The organism is Paenibacillus eucommiae (assembly GCF_017874215.1).
Lineage (GTDB): Bacteria > Bacillota > Bacilli > Paenibacillales > NBRC-103111 > Paenibacillus_AI > Paenibacillus_AI eucommiae.
This window is the reverse complement of record NZ_JAGGLB010000007.1, coordinates 1-17,275: the sequence shown is the minus strand read 5'-3', so window position 1 is coordinate 17,275 and position 17,275 is coordinate 1. Positions and strand designations below refer to the sequence as shown.

At 41.4% G+C, this 17,275-nt stretch carries 11 protein-coding genes; 9 read left to right on the top strand and 2 right to left on the bottom strand.

Annotation, left to right across the window (positions count from 1 at the left end):
- The first annotated feature begins 17 nt into the window (after window positions 1-17).
- From J2Z66_RS12250 to J2Z66_RS12240, 3 genes are all read left to right on the top strand, one after another.
- On the top strand, window positions 18-899 hold the full coding sequence (locus tag J2Z66_RS12250; protein ID WP_209971699.1) for a carbohydrate ABC transporter permease: 882 nt from the start codon (window positions 18-20) through the stop codon (window positions 897-899).
- A 50-nt stretch (window positions 900-949) separates the two neighbouring features.
- Entirely contained in the window at window positions 950-2,986 is a 2,037-nt protein-coding gene (locus tag J2Z66_RS12245) for a hypothetical protein (RefSeq protein WP_209971698.1), read from the top strand.
- A 644-nt stretch (window positions 2,987-3,630) separates the two neighbouring features.
- Window positions 3,631-4,743: an SGNH/GDSL hydrolase family protein gene (locus tag J2Z66_RS12240; RefSeq protein WP_209971697.1), complete on the top strand. Its 1,113-nt coding sequence runs from the start codon at window positions 3,631-3,633 to the stop codon at window positions 4,741-4,743.
- 282 nt (window positions 4,744-5,025) lie between these two features.
- Here the strand turns inward: J2Z66_RS12240 and J2Z66_RS12235 are convergent, their stop codons facing one another.
- Entirely contained in the window at window positions 5,026-6,609 is a 1,584-nt protein-coding gene (locus J2Z66_RS12235; RefSeq protein WP_209971696.1) for a response regulator transcription factor, read from the bottom strand.
- The gene (locus J2Z66_RS12230) at window positions 6,594-8,417 is read right to left on the bottom strand and encodes a sensor histidine kinase (protein WP_209971695.1); all 1,824 of its coding nucleotides are present in this window, start codon (window positions 8,415-8,417) and stop codon (window positions 6,594-6,596) included. Before J2Z66_RS12230 ends, J2Z66_RS12235 begins: the two co-directional genes overlap by 16 nt.
- Window positions 8,418-8,682: 265 nt before the next feature.
- Between J2Z66_RS12230 and J2Z66_RS12225 the strand changes: the two genes are divergently transcribed.
- The 6 genes from J2Z66_RS12225 to J2Z66_RS12200 form a co-directional block, all read left to right on the top strand.
- Window positions 8,683-10,842, top strand: coding sequence for an alpha-galactosidase (locus J2Z66_RS12225; protein WP_209971694.1), 2,160 nt, complete (start codon window positions 8,683-8,685; stop codon window positions 10,840-10,842).
- Window positions 10,826-12,043, top strand: a complete 1,218-nt coding sequence (locus J2Z66_RS12220) for a DUF2190 family protein (protein WP_209971693.1) — start codon at window positions 10,826-10,828, stop codon at window positions 12,041-12,043. Before J2Z66_RS12225 ends, J2Z66_RS12220 begins: the two co-directional genes overlap by 17 nt.
- 31 nt (window positions 12,044-12,074) lie before the next feature.
- Entirely contained in the window at window positions 12,075-12,989 is a 915-nt protein-coding gene (locus J2Z66_RS12215; protein ID WP_245375495.1) for an ABC transporter permease, read from the top strand.
- An 18-nt stretch (window positions 12,990-13,007) separates the two neighbouring features.
- Window positions 13,008-13,901 carry a carbohydrate ABC transporter permease gene (locus J2Z66_RS12210; RefSeq protein WP_209971692.1) on the top strand — a complete coding sequence of 298 codons (894 nt, stop codon included), beginning with the start codon at window positions 13,008-13,010 and terminating at the stop codon, window positions 13,899-13,901.
- A 74-nt stretch (window positions 13,902-13,975) separates the two neighbouring features.
- Entirely contained in the window at window positions 13,976-15,724 is a 1,749-nt protein-coding gene (locus tag J2Z66_RS12205) for an extracellular solute-binding protein (protein WP_209971691.1), read from the top strand.
- Window positions 15,725-16,435: 711 nt separating this feature from the next.
- Window positions 16,436-17,275, top strand: an 840-nt coding sequence (locus J2Z66_RS12200) for an IS110 family RNA-guided transposase (RefSeq protein WP_209971690.1), incomplete at its 3' end; no start/stop codon positions are given.

Below are 17,275 nucleotides of genomic sequence, written 5' to 3'. Positions count from 1 at the left end.
CGAACGGAGTGTATCGCATGCATCATCTGTCCCTGAGTAGAAAAATATTTGTTGTTGGTAATTATACGTTTTTAATTCTGATTTCTCTGCTTTGTCTGTTTCCATTGATCCAAGTGCTGGCGATTTCCTTTAGCTCCAGTCCGGCAGCATCGGCAGGCCTGGTGAAGCTGATCCCGGTTGATTTTTCGCTTGATTCGTATAAGTATATTTTACAGAAAAAAGAGTTTATTAATTCGTTCAGTATTACTATGCAGCGGGTTGTGCTGGGTTATATACTGAATATATTGCTGGCATTATTATGTGCGTATCCTTTGTCCAAAGAGGTGAAGGAGTTCAGGGTCCGAACTTATTATGCCTGGTTTTTTGTATTCACCATTTTATTCGGAGGAGGTCTTATTCCCACGTATGTGGTGGTTAGCGCAACAGGCTTGCTGGATACGATCTGGGCCTTAGTTTTACCTGGTGCAGTTGGCGTATTTAATGTGATTCTGCTGCTGAATTTCTTCCGGGGTTTGCCTAAAGAGATCGAGGAATCGGCATTTATGGATGGAGCGGGGCATTGGACCGTCTTATGGAAAATGTTCGTACCAATGTCGATGCCTGTGCTTGCGACTATTTCTTTATTTACGCTGGTTGGCCACTGGAATGCCTGGTTCGATGGATTAATTTACATGAATTTTCCGGATAAATATCCGTTGTCTACTTATTTGCAGCTGATGGTTATTAATAGCAATCCAATGAAAATGGATATTAATAATTTGCAGGGTGCGCTGGAAATTTCGGAGCGTACTACACGGGCTGCGCAAATCTTCTTGGGTGCCCTTCCGATTCTTATCGTGTATCCGTTTCTGCAGAGATATTTTGTTAAAGGGATCGTGCTCGGAAGCGTGAAAGGTTAGAATAGCAGGGTTAGGACAGCAAGCAGCCTTAGACAAATGGAGGAGAACGAATGAACACTGCAACGGACTATGAAAAATGGATTTGGATCGAGCTGATCGGGTTCGATCATCTGGCGGACGATTATGGAGTTGAAGCTTATTTGGAAAGGGCGGGGTTTATTCCCGATGGCTTGTCCCTGCTTCTTTTCACACCCGATTTTATTCACGCTCATCCCGGGATGGAGCAGGAGAGTTTGCTTCCTGTGGAAGCGTGCTCCTACGCTGGACGTCCCTATGGCAAGCACCGGCACAGGCAAGCCTGGACGAATTATCAGCTCCGGGGGCTGATTCGGGAGCTGCAGCGGCATGGGGTTGAAGTGTACTGCAGCTTTTTTAATTTGTTTTTGTACCGTGACGATCAGGGGAATGAACAGGCCAGCACTTGGTGTGCCGCACATCCGGAGCTTTATGAGATGAGAAATACCGGTGAAGCGTTCCCGGTCCTTAATCCGCTGAAGCGGTTCAAGGATGGCAGCTATTATGAAGACTTATTGATCAGCGACCTGAGCAAGGTCATGCGGGACTACAATTTCGACGGCTTTCATGGAGCGGACGGGTATACCAGTCCTCGTCTAAGCCTGGCTGAAGCGGATTATTCCGACGATATGATCGGGCAATTTCTTCATATTAGCGGTGTTGAGCTGCCAGGGGAAATTAAGTCCGTATGTGATGGCGATCCGCTTGAAATGAAGAAGCGTGGAGATTGGATCTGGAAGCACGAGCATATGGCATGGATTCGTTTCTACGCCAGACGCTGGGGAGAATTGTGGCAGAAAATTATGCCTGCTCTCCGTCAGATAGGGAAGAAGGCTGTGCTGAATTCTGTCTGGACGCGGGACCCATTCGAGGCGTTGTACCGCTACGGCGTGGACTATCAGCTGCTTATAGCTGCCGGTGTTGACGGCATTGTCGTGGAATCCGGTGCCGCTGCTCTGTCGGCTGGGGCCGATGGAATGGAATACGAGCCGGGTACTGAATTTATGGCCATGCTGATGGCCGTCCAGGCGCATGTGCCGAATATAAAGCTTATATGTTTGAATGGAATCCAGGACACGACTGAGCAGTGGGATGCGATAAGCCACGCCCCTACACTGGTGGAACGGGATGTGTATACTTTTTCCAATTTATATATCCAGCAGCGTGAAGGACCGCGCCGCTGTGCATCAGGGTTTATGGCCTGCCTGGGGGATGGAATCAGTCGGGATGGCTGGGAATGGCTGGTCAACCGTTGGGACCTTGGCTTTAATGGACAGGCCGAGCGGGTGATCGGAGCCAGCTATGTGTGGTCGGACGAGCAGTTGTATCGTTCGTTGGCCGCTTATCCCGCAGAACGTCACTGGCCTGCCCATAAATTCGTGAAGGAAATGCTGGATCGGGGCGCACCGCTGCATGCCATGGTGAATGTGCATGGCCTGGAGCATCACAGTGGCGCAATTTGCATTACCGGCCTGGAGCTATTGCCGGATACGGAGCTAAGGAAGGTTCTTGCTTACCGCAACGGACCGGCTGTGCTCCTCGGCACCATGACGGCACCGCTCGCTCACGAGCTGGCGAAGGCCGGAGTTCAGGTGGAGTGCGAGGATAACCGGATGTTTGCAATTGTCCGGGAGACCGGCGGCACGGTTGTGGAAGCTGTAGCGATGGAGCAGGGTGCGGACGTCGCGGCTGGGGACAGGGCAGCGCATCATGCGGGCATCAATGATGCTTTGTCCTGGATAAAGCCGCTGTATTACAGCACGCTTTCCGAGTCTTTCCTGCAAGCATGTGTCAGATTGCTTAGAGATATTTCGGGGGCGCCGCGCCCGCTCAAGAACGAGGCATATATCCGCAGCATCGCGCTGGAGATGGAGCCGGGCCGCTGGCGGCTGCTGCTCCAGAATCTGCACATGAACTACAAATCGGCGCAATTGGATTTAGGGCGCCCGATCCGCAGCATTCAGGTGCTGACCGATTTCCCGGGCATCCCGATATTCCCTAAAGGACCGGAATTTAGTTTGTATGTGCCCGGAAGAGGCATGGTTATTGTGGAGGTTGATTTTCAGGTTTAGAGGGATTCCTGTTTGCAAATAGAATGCAGCTGCTGCAGCTGTTTTCAAACATACTTACCTTAAGGACGCCGCAAGGGACTGTTGACAAAAGCCAATTTTACGAAAAATGACTTTTAGATACCCAGTGTTTATGCGGGTTCTCAAACGTCAATTTCGTCAAAAAGGTAATTTGTCAACAGTCCCGCAAGGCGTCTTTTTTTTAACATTATAAAAAAGTTTAAGTGTTTAAGGAGGAGCGACGCGCTGAAAAGAAAGACATAGATCCTCTCGGTGTACGCGCTAGAGGGGCCCTTCTTCAGTCCCAGCGGCTTGGCTCGCGGGGAAATCCCCTCCTATCAAGAGAAAAACCCTTGCTGGCAGTCCGTTTGAGCTTGATGTTCGTGTGATTCGTGCGATTGTAGCTAAAGAGAGGGAATGGCTGTGGGTGGAAGAGCGATAGCGCCCGCCTTTAAAGATTTGTTCCTACCTCCTCATCCATTCCATTCAAGGGAACAAATCTTTAACAGCGGCTGGAGCCCACAGCCATTCCCTCCGTACGCACACACGCAATCACGCACCTCAAAGGACGATACAAGGCGTCTGCGCACTATCCCCTTGCCTCAGGAGAAGCTTTCCGTTTATTCTATTTTTAGGAGGTGTTAGCTTTGCATACCAAAAAAATACATACGTTCAACGATGCATGGATGGAATGGTTACAAGGAAATAAATTCCCTATTGCTTTCTTCGGTGATAGTACGGTTGACGGTGCGATTACAACAGATTGGGTGCCCAATACGCTTGGGGTAGACAGTACTTCGCCGAACGCTTTTTCGAAGAAATTGGAGGAATTGCTTCGCCAGGCTACAAAGAACGAGACATTACGCATATATAACGCGGGCTTTAGCGGACAAATCGCAAGCTGGGCGGTAACAGTCCTGGAGGAGCAGTTTGGCGGGGCGTCCGCTTACAGTGACGTACGAATGATTGGCATCGGTTTCGGTATCAATGACCGCAACGATCCGCTTTACTATGCGAACGAAAAAGCTTACAGGATCGGATTCAAAGGGTTCATCGAACAGATTGTGGAATGGTGCTACTCGAAGAATATTCAGCCGTTTCTGCTAACGACTCAAGCGGTCATCGAACCGGGCGTGCAAACTGAATACATCTATGATTACCCGATGAGAACGAGTGAGCATATCGAATGTATAGCCAACGAGGTGAAAAGGGAGCTGGCTGCAGAGTATGGTCTCCAGATCGTTGACATGAATGCATATACGGAACAGTTTTTGCAGTATTCCTCTATTAGTGCCCAGCACATCATTCCAGATCGGCTGCACTTTGGAGACATGGGTCATTTGTATGAAGCGGGAGTGCTTTTTTCCCACCTGTCCCCTCGTACAATCACCGTAGACGGCTATACCAAAATCGATTATTCCAGTCAAAAAATCAAGGACAGCGTACCTGAAGACTGGTTAACAATGCCTGAGGTGCTTAAGGACAGCTTCAAGGTTTACGTTGACTATACGAAGGCTGATTCCACGGACATGATCATCCTGTCTGCATGGGTGTTTGTTAATGCCAAGAGGAAGCTGACTTTGAGGGCTTACAAAGGGGAGTCAGAGTCATCGCATACCTATGTCAAAATAAATGGCGTTATCAAAAGCTTAACCAGCGCGGAAACCATCATTGATCAGTTGGATCTAGGGCTGTATAACCTGGAAGTTTTTACGGGAGCTTCATCGAAGGTAGATTTCAAGGGCTTCATTCTTGAATAGGTTTAGATGTTCGCCATGAACGCCTTTCGGCGTTCTTTGGTCTGTGTAACGGACAGCCTGAAAGGGTTCACCTTCCTACCGCAGTCTTGGCTACGAATACACGGAGCATGCGATAAAGCAACGCATTCTGCAAAACCAGTTGCCGCAGCGTCAGATGCTCCTGCCGTTGCCGCGGCGCAGACGAGCCGTTATTGTTCGCAGCACCCTACTACATCGGACGTCTGCAAGCTTGTATCTGAGTTACTTATTCAAGTAATTTTTTCGGGGATTCAGATTATTAAGCTAATCTGTTTTTAGATTATTCAGTCTATACTTGGTGGGATAGATCCCTGTTATTTTTTTGAATATATTATTAAAATAGCTTTGGTTGACATAACCCACCTTTTCCGCGATTTCTTTTAGATCTAGCTTCGTATTCTGTAGCAGATCCTTCGCACTTTCAATCCGTTTGCCGTTCAAATAGCTGGAAAAGGTATTCCCTTTCTCTTTAATAAACATCTGCCCTAAATAAGCGGCATTAACGTTGAAGGCTGAAGAGAGTGTTTTTAAGGAGATATTGTCCGCGTAGTGGATTTCCAGATGGTCAAGAACCCGTTGTATAAGCGGATTTTTACTAGCTTCTTCATATTTCAATTTATCAATAGATTTTAAAACAATTATTTGGAGCCAGGTGGATAGTTCCTCTAAATTTTTCATTTTTAGCAATTGCACGAATAAATTGTCCTGAATCTCAAAGAGTGTGGCAGGATCTATTTTGTTTGCGTTTAAAACACCCAAAATGTGGAACAACATTTCAGTTGAAATATTTTGTACAGTAATAGGAGAAATCCCGGTTTTTTTGGCGATTTGTTCATAGATATCCACAATGAAGCCTGTTGCTCCATCCTTATTTTTAGATGAGATATGTTGTTTGAAGATTTCGTAATTAGCATTTATTTTATCAGGATCACGTTTGTCTATTTGGTTCATCTGCGCATAATCCACTATCGTATTAGGCGGTAATATCAAGTTATACTCCATCAGGTGAAGCGCGTTGGCATAGCTTTGATGTACGAGCTGATTCTCTTTTTCAGCACTCCCCATGGCAATAAATACTTCGCGTTTAAAAAATTTATTAATGTAATTTTGACATTTTTTTAGTAAATCTTGGAGCTTTTTGTAGTCAAAATGCGGTTGATTTGTATGTATAATCAGAACCAAGTAGCCATTCGAATCCGTTACGGTAATCGTTTTGCATAATGGGGATAATAGTTCATTGCAGATGTTTTCACTTCCGTAATTGATCATGTTTTTGAAAGACGGATCATCATTTTCTTGGAAAACAACCTTCACTAAGCAAACTAGATATTGTCGGCTGCTAATATCAATTTGTAATATATCTGCTCTTTCAACAAGATTAGCCGAGCTGATACTATTGGTTAACCAGCGGTTTATAATGTTGTTTCTGAGGATTAAAGCACCACTTCTTAATTGAATTTGCTGAGTCACTTCATTTTCTATTTTTTCCGAAATATTTAGCAGAGTAAGTGAAAGCTCATCTCTAATAATTGGCTTAAGTAAATAGTTTTCAATTCCATGCATGGCCGCTTCTTTAACTAATGCAAAATCATCGTATCCGCTTAAGATAATAATCTTAAGGTATCGATTAAGTACTCGCGCTTGTTTAATAAGCTCTAGACCATTCATCACAGGCATTTTAATATCAGTAATAAGTATGTTTATATTCCAAGCTTCTATAATACTTAGAGCATCGGCTCCATTATTGGCTTGTCCTATAATTTCAATCCCATAATCCTCCCATTGGACTATGTCAATCAATCCTTTAAGAATCCCTGGCTCATCATCGACTATTAAGGCTTTATACATGCAAGTAACAACTCCTCTTTGGAATGGGCTGGGATTTTTATCTGAATGACCGTTCCTTTTTCTCGAGAGCTGGCAATTTCCACGCCGTAGGGCTCACTAAAAAACAGACGAATTCGATTATGGACATTGGAGATCCCAATACTGGAATTATGAATGTTTTTAGTAAGCATCTCCGTTTTTATTTTTTTTAAATTCTCATCGTCAATGCCATTGCCATTATCTGAAATCTCGATGAATATCGTCTGATCATGTCTGTAGCCTTTCACAGTTATTTGATTATCCAGTTGATCATATTTAATGCCATGCATTACAGAGTTTTCAATAATGGGCTGAAGAAGATGCTTTAAAATGCCAAGCTCCAGAATTTCTGGTTCGATCACAAATTCGATATTGATTTGTCCATTATAACGAATATTGTATAGCTCTAAGTAATTTTCACAAAAACGTAGTTCATCTTTGATTTGAACAATCATCCCGTTTTTAATACTATTGCGGAATAGTTGAGCTAGAATTTCGATCATATGGCTTACTTGCTCGTTTCCTGTGGTTAATGACTCCATACGAATGGCTTCCAATGTATTGTATAGGAAATGAGGTTCAATTTGTGATTGGAGCGCATACAGCTCCGCATCCTTTTGCTTAAGCTCAGATACAAATACCGTATTCACGTAATCAGTTAACTGTTCACACATTTGGTTGAAATTAGCGGCTATCCGGCCAATCTCATCGTTTTCATGCATATTGCGAATCCGATATGTGAAATCACCCAGTTGAACTTTCTGAATAGCTTTATTAATAATTTGAACTCTGCGGGAGAAAAAACGGATACTTATAAGAGCAAGAAGAATAGCAATCAAGGCGCATAAGATGGAAATGATCAGAATCGTATTTCGGATGGAATTGGTTTCTTTGTTTACTTGAGATAAAGGCAATAAGCCAACAATGGTAAAGCCTAAATAGTCGTTAACCGTTGAGTTGACGATTTGATCAGTCACTAACGTAATCTTAGTTTGAGACTGCATGACTTTGTCAAAGTAGGGATACTGTTTTTCATAATATTGATTTGTCGAATCGAAAATAACCTCTCCTGATTTAGTCAAAATCATTATATCGCTGTTATATTTTTGTTTCAAATTGGCATAAGACAGCTTAATTCTTTCGGTATTGAAATTTAATGCTAGGATAGCAATGCTTCGGTTAAAATCATGGTCTAAGTTTAATCCTCTTATATTGGCCGCAATGGTATAAATCATTTGATTACTTTGATAGTTATAGGTTTGTGAATAAGAAGGAGTAATACTCAAGCCATAGAAATCGCGGTCCATGCTGTTAAATAAATTCTCGTTATGTGTAAAGTAATCATCGACGCTTAGTTGCTGGTCTACGGAACGATAAAAGCTTTCTCCACTGATTTTCTTATAAATATAGGCATCGAGAATATCTCGATCCATGGATAGGGAAGCATCCAAATAATAATTTAGGAGAATAGATTTTGCTAAATAATCGGTGTCAAAAGTTTCATTGCGATTAGTTAGTAGATCTATCATATCCCGGTTTTGCACAGGATTCATATAAATCTGCTGCAGCATCAGCTTCGCCCTATTTACCTTTTGTGTGAAATAGGTATCCACAGCTTGAATGGTTTGTACGTTGTTGAGGACAGCGTCTTTTTCTGTAGAAACCGTTATATTTCTCGAAATAAGGAAACATAGCAACATAATGGTGAATATTATGATTAACGTGTAAATAAGTAACACTTTGTTAAAAAACTTTTGTTTGATGAGATTGTTGTAAAGTTTTTTAATCATATTTAACCTTCTCCTCATCCCATGATAAAGAAACTATAATTATGAAAAAAACATATAATTTTGCGACTATGTTCACGAGAAGTTCTAACATACAATAATTTTAAAGAAATGAGAGTGAGTAGTTAAATACTAATATTAAGGAGGGGGAGAAGGATTGTCAAATATAAAAAAAGACGAAAATCTAAGGGTCAAATTACACTTTTGATGATGGCATTTCCTTGTGTGATTGCCCTTATAAATAACAAAGAAAATTAGGAGGATTTATATGTCAATAAGTTCAAAGGTAATTTTTTCAGATGAAGGAAAGAAGCGCTTTCAGTATGGGTCAGACCTGTCCATCTACACTGAGAGGTTTATTGATGGCAAACTACTAAGTTCAGGTTTTCAAGATAATGGTGTGACTATTTATGAACATAGTGAATTTGTAGATAAACCAGCTTTTGATCTTGTGATTGATGGCGAGTCACTATACTACGGCTGGGAATTTATAAGCTTTGATTCGACCGAGGATGAGTCGGGGAATGCAATTGGTTCATTAACGTTGAAGCATTCCTTGAAGTCTATTCAATTAAAAATTATTACGAGCTGCTGTGGATTTGGTTTCTTCAGAAGAGCCATGGAAATTACTAATTTATCGGACGTTGAAACTGTTGGGCTTACAAGTGTAGTTCCTTTAAAAGGTTATATTTGGGAAATGACTCATAATATCACTGAGAATCTCAAGGATGCTACAGTCTATCCTTATTCTGTTGGTCGGTTTAGGGATGTACATTGGTCCAATGAAGGAAATTTTGATTGGCAGGATATTGCCTTAAACACGGGTACTTTCTTTAATTCAACACAAGGGCAGAGTGGGCATGGCAGCCCGTTTTTTGTGCTTAGAAACAATATATATGGCGGATATATGGTTTGCCAAATGGGCTGGTCTGCTAATTGGAAGGCATCTTTCTTAGCTGATTATAACAACGATAGGCATTCACATGAAACGAAGATAAACCTCAATTTTGAGATTATGCCAGTAACTGTGTCTCCGGCTAGACTGATTGCTCCTGGGGAGACAATTCAAGCATCGGAAGTACATTTTGGGATGAGTCATGTCGATTTCGATACGGCCATTCAAAACCTGCATGCTTATCTTAGAAGATCCGTCTTGAAACAAGTAGGTGATGGATTACAACCTGTAATTTACAATCAAGCAGGTTACATGGTACCTAGTCTTTTAGAGCCGGGTATGAGTGAAGACGGACTTAAACGGGAAATTGATATTGCCGCTGAGATAGGAGCAGAGCTCTTTATGGTGGATGCTGGATGGTACGGTAAAAATGGTCAAACAGGGACAGATTGGGGAAATACAACCGGTGATTGGTATGCTGCAGAAGGTCTGCCTAATGACTTGTTTCCTGTATTTGAATACGCAAAGGAAAAAGGTTTGAAGTATGGTTTGTGGGTAGAAGCAGAAAGCGCAGGTTCTAAATCGAAGATTGCAGCGGAGCATCCGGACTGGTTCATAGAAAAACATGGAAAGACAATAGATAGAATCCTGGATTTGTCGAAACCAGAGGTTCAGAATTTTGTGGAATCAGAGATTATAAGACTTGTTGAAAAATATGATTTGGATATGTTCCGTTTAGATTACAATTCATGTTCACCTGAAGGCGGGTTCAACCTCAAGGGAGGCAGGAATGAGAATACACATTGGAGACAGGTCGAAGCGATTTATGGTATTTTTGATCGTGTTGGCAAGCGGTTCCCCAACCTTCAATTAGAGAATTGTGCAAGTGGTGGTGGACGCACGGATATAGGTATTGTCAGCAGGTTTACAACAACCTGGGTTTCCGATTGGTTTAAAATGCCGAGGACGGTCCGCATATTAAATGGCATGAGCATGGCTCTTCCTCCTGAATACGTTAACAGGTCATACGGTGTAGGTATGCAAAGTTCGTATAATGGAAATGCCGATACACAAATGCATGTAATCATGATGGCACATCCTACGCTATTTGGGGTTACACCATCACTTGCAGAAGCAAATCCAGCTATTATGAAATGTACCAAAAAATATATAAAGATATACAAAGAATTTATCCGAACATTTCACAGAACTGCAAAGGTATATCATCATACCCCTGTGATTCCAGGAGCAGATGGATCAGGATGGGCTGCACTGGAGTATGTTTCCGATGATCAGAAGAAAGCAGTTGCTACGGTTTTCCGTTTAGTTAATGCAGAAGAGAATGTATATACGCTGAAATTCCGCGGTCTTAAAAAAGGTATGAAGTATCAAGCTCGGATTGAGCCAGAAGGAAGCGAGTTTATCCTTAGCGGGTATGCACTGTCTAAAGATGGAATCGAGATAAAGCTAGATACTGCTTTAACTTCACAAATGATTATGCTGACGGAGTATATGAATGAGCCAACCCAATGAACTAATTGAAATTGTAGTTAAAGCTGGGGGAAATGTTGGAGCGGACTGTGATTTTACGGATATAAAAACTGCCCTAGATAGTATTACAGACAATTCAGCCGAGAAACCCTACAGGCTAAGAATACAAAATGGAGTCTATGATGTCTCTTATGACGGAAATCTTTACCTTGGCATGAAGAATTATGTGGATATTGTTGGCCAATCCAGAGGTGGAGTACAGGTTATAAAAAGAGAAGCCGATTATAGTGATGCTAAATCTACCTTTGACTCAGCTTTTTATAAACAAAAGATTGAATATTCATCTCTACGTAACATGACGATAATAAGTAAAAATACGAAATGTCCTGTACACATTGATGATGATTATCTAAGCGGCACCATTGAGTTGATTGATTGTACCCTGATTAATGAGAATACGCCTGATATGGGAAATTATCAGAATGGATTGGCATGTGGATTAAGAAAAGGTCAGAGAGTTGTAGCTAGAGGTGTTTATTCCAACGGCATGCTCTGGGCCCATAACGGTGTTGAGTTATATGGTGATGAAGGCTGCAGGTTTGAGTTATTTCAATGCATCTGTAAATTCATTATGATAGGTGACCTTGCAACTTATGGAAAAGATATTGTCATAGTGGAAGGCTGCAAAGCAGAGTTTCTCAGATATCTATACTTTAAAAATCTTGATAAGGAGCATCTTCGTGGTTACAAGCAATCTAGTTTTACATTTGAATTACGAGGAAATCAAATCGAATATATTGAAGCTGTGGTTACTCTGGATGGTGGACATACCTTTATCCCAACTGGTTTTGACGAGGTTTATGAAGGCAAGTGGTCCATTTGTGATCCTGCTATTCATCAATTTGTGAAAAATACAAGTTCAATGAAAATAGTCAAGGGAAGCCCTGTTTCTAGAGATGCAGAAACAGATATGAATGGAGTAAAGAATTGGTGTGATGGTGATTTGTTATATGGAGTAGCTCTCGACTCTATTCAGGCAGGAGAGTTTGGCATTGTTCAATATAGTGGAATTGTGCAATTAAGTATTATTTCAGATAAAGGTATTTTATTAAACGATGCCCTTGAACTGGATGCTAGCGGAAACGCCATTAAACAAAGCAGAGGTGCCAAAATTGGATACGCTAGAGGGAAATCTAATTATGGAGGAGATTTATTGAAGGTTAAGCTTTTGATGGGGAATTGATTTTGAATAAAACATATAAGGGGGAGAGGAATTGTCAACTATAAAAAAAAGACGAATATCTAAGGGCCAAATCACACTTTTAATGATGGCATTTCCTTGTGTGATTGCCGTTATATTGTTTTCTTATTTGCCTCTATTGGGTTGGATAATCGCATTTTTTGATTATAAACCGGGTTTCAAAATTTTTGATGTTCCATTCGTGGGTTTTAAATATTTTGAAATGGCATTTAATGATCCAGAACTCTTGTTAGTGTTAAGAAATACTTTGGTAATAAGCTTTCTTGGTATCCTAATTTCTCCTTCGAGTGTAATATTTGCGATTATGCTTACAGAAATGAGAGGGAAAGTATTAAGGAAATTTGTCCAATCTACAACAACACTGCCTTATTTCATAAGCTGGGTTTTGGTTTATGCCGTTGCTTATGTCATGTTTTCGGTGGGTGATGGAATGCTTAATAAAGTCCTCTTTAACTTCCATCTTATCTCCAGTCCATTGAATCCACTAGCTAATCCGGATATAGTCTGGTTTTTCCAAACAGCTATCGCGGTCTGGAAAAATCTTGGCTTTGGAGCGATTGTCTATATTGCCGCTATTACTGGTATTGATCCGGAGCAGTATGATGCCGCTGCAGTGGATGGAGCGAATCGTTTAATGAAAATTTGGCATGTAACAATACCAGGGTTGATTCCAACCTTCCTTACCTTGTTATTGCTAAATATTGGCGGGCTGCTTAATAATGGTTTTGAACAATACTATCTTTTCAATAATGCGTTGGTTCAGGAAAAGATACAGGTGCTTGATCTCTATGTATATCGAATTGGAATTTATTTAAATAATTATCCAATGTCTACAGCCATCGGGATGACGAAGACGCTTGTGAGCATTCTACTGCTGACCACAGCAAATTATTTGTCAAAAAAATTAAGGGATCAATCGATATTTTGAATTAGGGGGTGTCTGTATATGGGAAGAAATAAGGATATTCCTTTTCAAATAATGAATTCATGCTTGTTACTATTGTTTGCATTCCTTTGCTTCTATCCTTTCTATTATATTTTCCTAGTGTCTGTTAGCAGTGCAGATGCGGTTGCAAAAGGGGGGTTGTATTTCTTTCCCTCTGGATTTACTATAGATAGCTATGTAAGAGTACTAGGGCTTAAAGGAATCATACCTGCTTTTGTCACTTCCGTCTCGAGAACGGTGATTGGAACGGTGCTAACGCTCTTTTTTTCCGCGATGCTCGCCTACATTGTAACTAAAAAAGAGCTGATTGGCAGAAAGTGGATTTACCGAGGGACGATTTTTACTATGTTTGTCAATGCAGGCTTAATTCCCTGGTTTATTACAATGAAAACATTAGGGCTATCGAACAGTTTCTTGTTATATGTTTTGCCGACTGTAATTTCTCCATTTGCGGTTGTACTGATTAAAACTTATATGGAATCTATTTCTCCTTCTTTAGAGGAATCTGCTTTGATTGATGGAGCGGGTTACTTTAGAATATTATATAAAATTATGATTCCGGTTTCTATGCCAGTTATTGCAGCCGTTGCTGTATTTTCGGCAGTTTCCCAGTGGAACTCTTGGCAGGATAATTTCTTCTTAGTTTCCAATCGTAATTTGCAAACGATGCAATATATTCTGATCAATTATTTGCAAGAAGCAGAAAGTATTGCGCAGGCAGTTCAATCTGGCAACAAGGACATACTTGGATCTTTATCAAGCAATAAACCGTTAGATCCATTTTCAATTAGAACAACGGTATCTATGGTGACGGTTATCCCAATTATTGCAGTTTATCCGTTTGTGCAAAGGTATTTTGTTAAAGGTATCATGTTAGGGGCTGTCAAAGGGTAAATCGGTCTTATTGAACTGCTATTTCAGGCAGTCATTTCAATAAAATAAATAATAATCAGGAGGTCGCATTATTCATGAGAAAAAAAGCAAAGTTCACTGTAGTCATTTTACTTTTATTGTCCATGCTGGTTTATATTTCGGCATGCAGCAGCACCAAAGAAAAGGGTAACAATGTAACTGGAAGTCCGAGTTCAAGTGAAAGCGCCAGTAGTACACCTGCAAAGGAGCCTGTCACTTTAACCTTTTGGAGTGCTTCTATGGCGAATAATGTACCAAGTGGAATACAGGAGGATCCTATTGCCAAACAAATTGAAAAAGAGTTAAACATAAAAATTGATATGGAAACGCATCCAAGTAAGGAGAAGCTGGCTGCCAGACTGGCTAGCGGCGATATGATGGATATTATGGTTATATCCGGACTCGGAGAGTTGCCTGATCAAGCATCCAGCTTTGCTCTGGATATGGAACCACTTCTCGAAAAGTTCGGTCCTGATATTAAGAAAAATATCCCGGCGGAGACACTTGCCTATAATAAAAACATACTAGGCAGGGGCCAATTAAAGTATATTTCCACTAAGGTAAGCGAAGTCAGTGCATTGCCGGATTCGATTTATGGAGGTGTTTATTTAAGATGGGATTATTATAAAGAGCTCGGTTATCCGGAAATTAAAACTTACGATGATTACTTAAACGTGGTGGCGGAGATGCTTAAGAAACATCCCACTAATGAGGACGGAAAGAAGTATTATGGCTTCTCTCCTTGGTTTGAATGGGGACCACGTATCATAACCGACACAATGACAGTCAGACATGAAGGGTACGAAACAGCAGGTGCAACACAAGTGCTGGAAATAGAGAGAAATACGTTTGCAACACGAAATGCGTTTCTGGATGAGAATTCATCCTTCTGGAACGGAGTCGAATTTTGGAATAAAGCTAATCAAAAAGGATTACTAGATCCGGACAGCTTTACGCAAAAGTATGACCAAGCCTTGCAGAAATACAGTACCAATCAAGTATTAGCATCCGAAATAAGCTGGATGATAGATGGCGCTAATACGTATCTTAGAGGTAAAGGGATTTACGATAAAGGCTTCTTCGGACCTATACCGATAACTGGCAGTAAAAGCTATTATTATAACAATTTTAAGTATGGCAACTCTAATGTATTTATGATCAATAAAAATAGTAAGCATCCTGAAGAAGCGATGAAGCTGATTAATTGGTTATATTCCGTTCATGGTGCGATGACGGTTTTGAATGGAATTGAGGGTACAGATTGGACGAATATAGACGGTAAATATGCGTATACAGCAACACATGATACCAATATTTTGGATCCGGATCATATAAATAAATACGGTTATGGAAAATTCGAAAATAATTTAGGTTTATTAAATTCAGGTGTAATTCCTGGAACTAAGGATCCGCTTAACATTGCATTAAGCAGAGATCTATTAATTGAATCGTTAAAGCTGCCGGAGAATAAACTGATGAAAGAAGTAGTGGACTACTATAAGGTTGAAGTGCCTTATGATGTGCTCCCTGCAGGGGTTACTTACGGTACTAACCCATTATCGGACTTGACACCTTTTCTTCCTAGTGCTGATCCGGATGAAATTGTACGGCTTAATGCAAAAATTGATAATTATCAAAAGCAAGAGGTACCTAAATTGATTTTGGCTAAAAACGATGCGGAATTCAAAGCAGAGAAAGCTAAAGCGATTGAGGAATTTAAGAAACTGGGTGTAGAGAAAGTTTATGAATATACTGTTGATAATTATACAAAAGCCATTGCAGCTTTGAAAGCTAATAAGAACTAATTACTTGAGTATATCAAGAACAAGCTTTAATGCTATAACGCGTCAAACAAATACATTGAAATATGGATGCAGATCCCCTTTTTTTCTGTGTATAAATCAGCTTGATAGAATGACAGTAATTTACTATAAATTACTGTCATTTTATTTTTTGAACTTAAAGTATAAGTTTTTTTGGTGATACCTGGAATGAAAGGAAGTAGTCGTATGGTGCAGCTTTACAGTGATGAAGCGAACGGTGTGACTGTTCATTCACCAAGGGAATCAGAAAGGCACAGATTTCTCTATCGACACTATCCCTCTCCCTCAGGAAAGTAACTTCTACTGCCAGTCCGTTATCCGTTTGATCATGGTAGTAGCAGCCCACCCTCGCTGAAATGAGCGTGTACTCCACTTAACGATGTTTTTCATCGTTAAAGCAAGGTTGTGGAGAGGATCTGCTACTTTAACGATGAAAAACATCGTTAAAGTAGCAAATCCTTCTCACCTGCGCGTGCTCTTCTTGCCCAGCGCCTGCGCCCGCTAGGAAATCTCTACTAACCAAAAGAAAAAGCCTTGCTGGCTGTCCGTTTGAGCTTGTGTTCGTGTGATTCGTGCGATTGTAGCTAAAGAGAGTTATGATGAACGTAAGACAGCTCCAATTTGTTCACACATAGGTTACAATGTTGTTAGGACTAACACATTGCAGAGCTATAAACAAAGGAGCTGACTACTATGAAGTATAGCACAAAGTTTATTGGATTTGACGTGTCTAAGGATAAAATAGCGATTGCTGTGGCAGATGAGGGACGAGAAGCATCCCGGTATTGGGGGACGATTGCTCATACGCCAGAAGCTGTACGGAAATTTATAAAGCAAATGGGTGACATCAAACAAATAGAAGTATGTTATGAAGCTGGACCAACGGGCTATGAGCTTCATCGTTGGCTAACGGCTATGAAAGTAACCTGTAGGGTCGTTGCCCCGAGCCTGATTCCAAAACGTGCCGGTGACCAAGTAAAAACCGATCGACGGGATGCTGAGCGTTTGGCCCAGCTCTTGAGAGCAGGAGAACTAACGGCCGTATATGTACCTGATCAAGATGATGAGGCCCTTCGAGATTTGGTACGAGCACGAGAAGATGCCAAAAAGGATATTCAAACCGCTCGTCAGCGTCTCCTCTCTTTTTTGCTGCGGCAGCAAAAGTTTCCACCCGTCGGAATTAAAAGACGGTGGACCCAGGTTTACCGCGAATGGTTGAATTCCCTGAAGTGGGAAAATGACATGCAGCGGATGGTGTTTGAGGAGTATATGCAGGCGATTCGGGAAAGTGAAGGGAGAAAAAAACGGCTGGAAGCAATCATGACGAAAGAGGTCGTACAAACGAAGCATGCCAAACTGATTGAGGCGCTGCAGGCGCTTCGAGGCATACAGTTATTAACAGCAGTAACGATCGCAGCGGAAATATGTACCTTTCTTCGTTTTAAAAGTCCCAAACATCTCATGTCCTATTTGGGTCTGGTCCCCCGAGAAAGATCGAGTGGTGCTACAACGAGGCGAGGGGGAATCACGAAG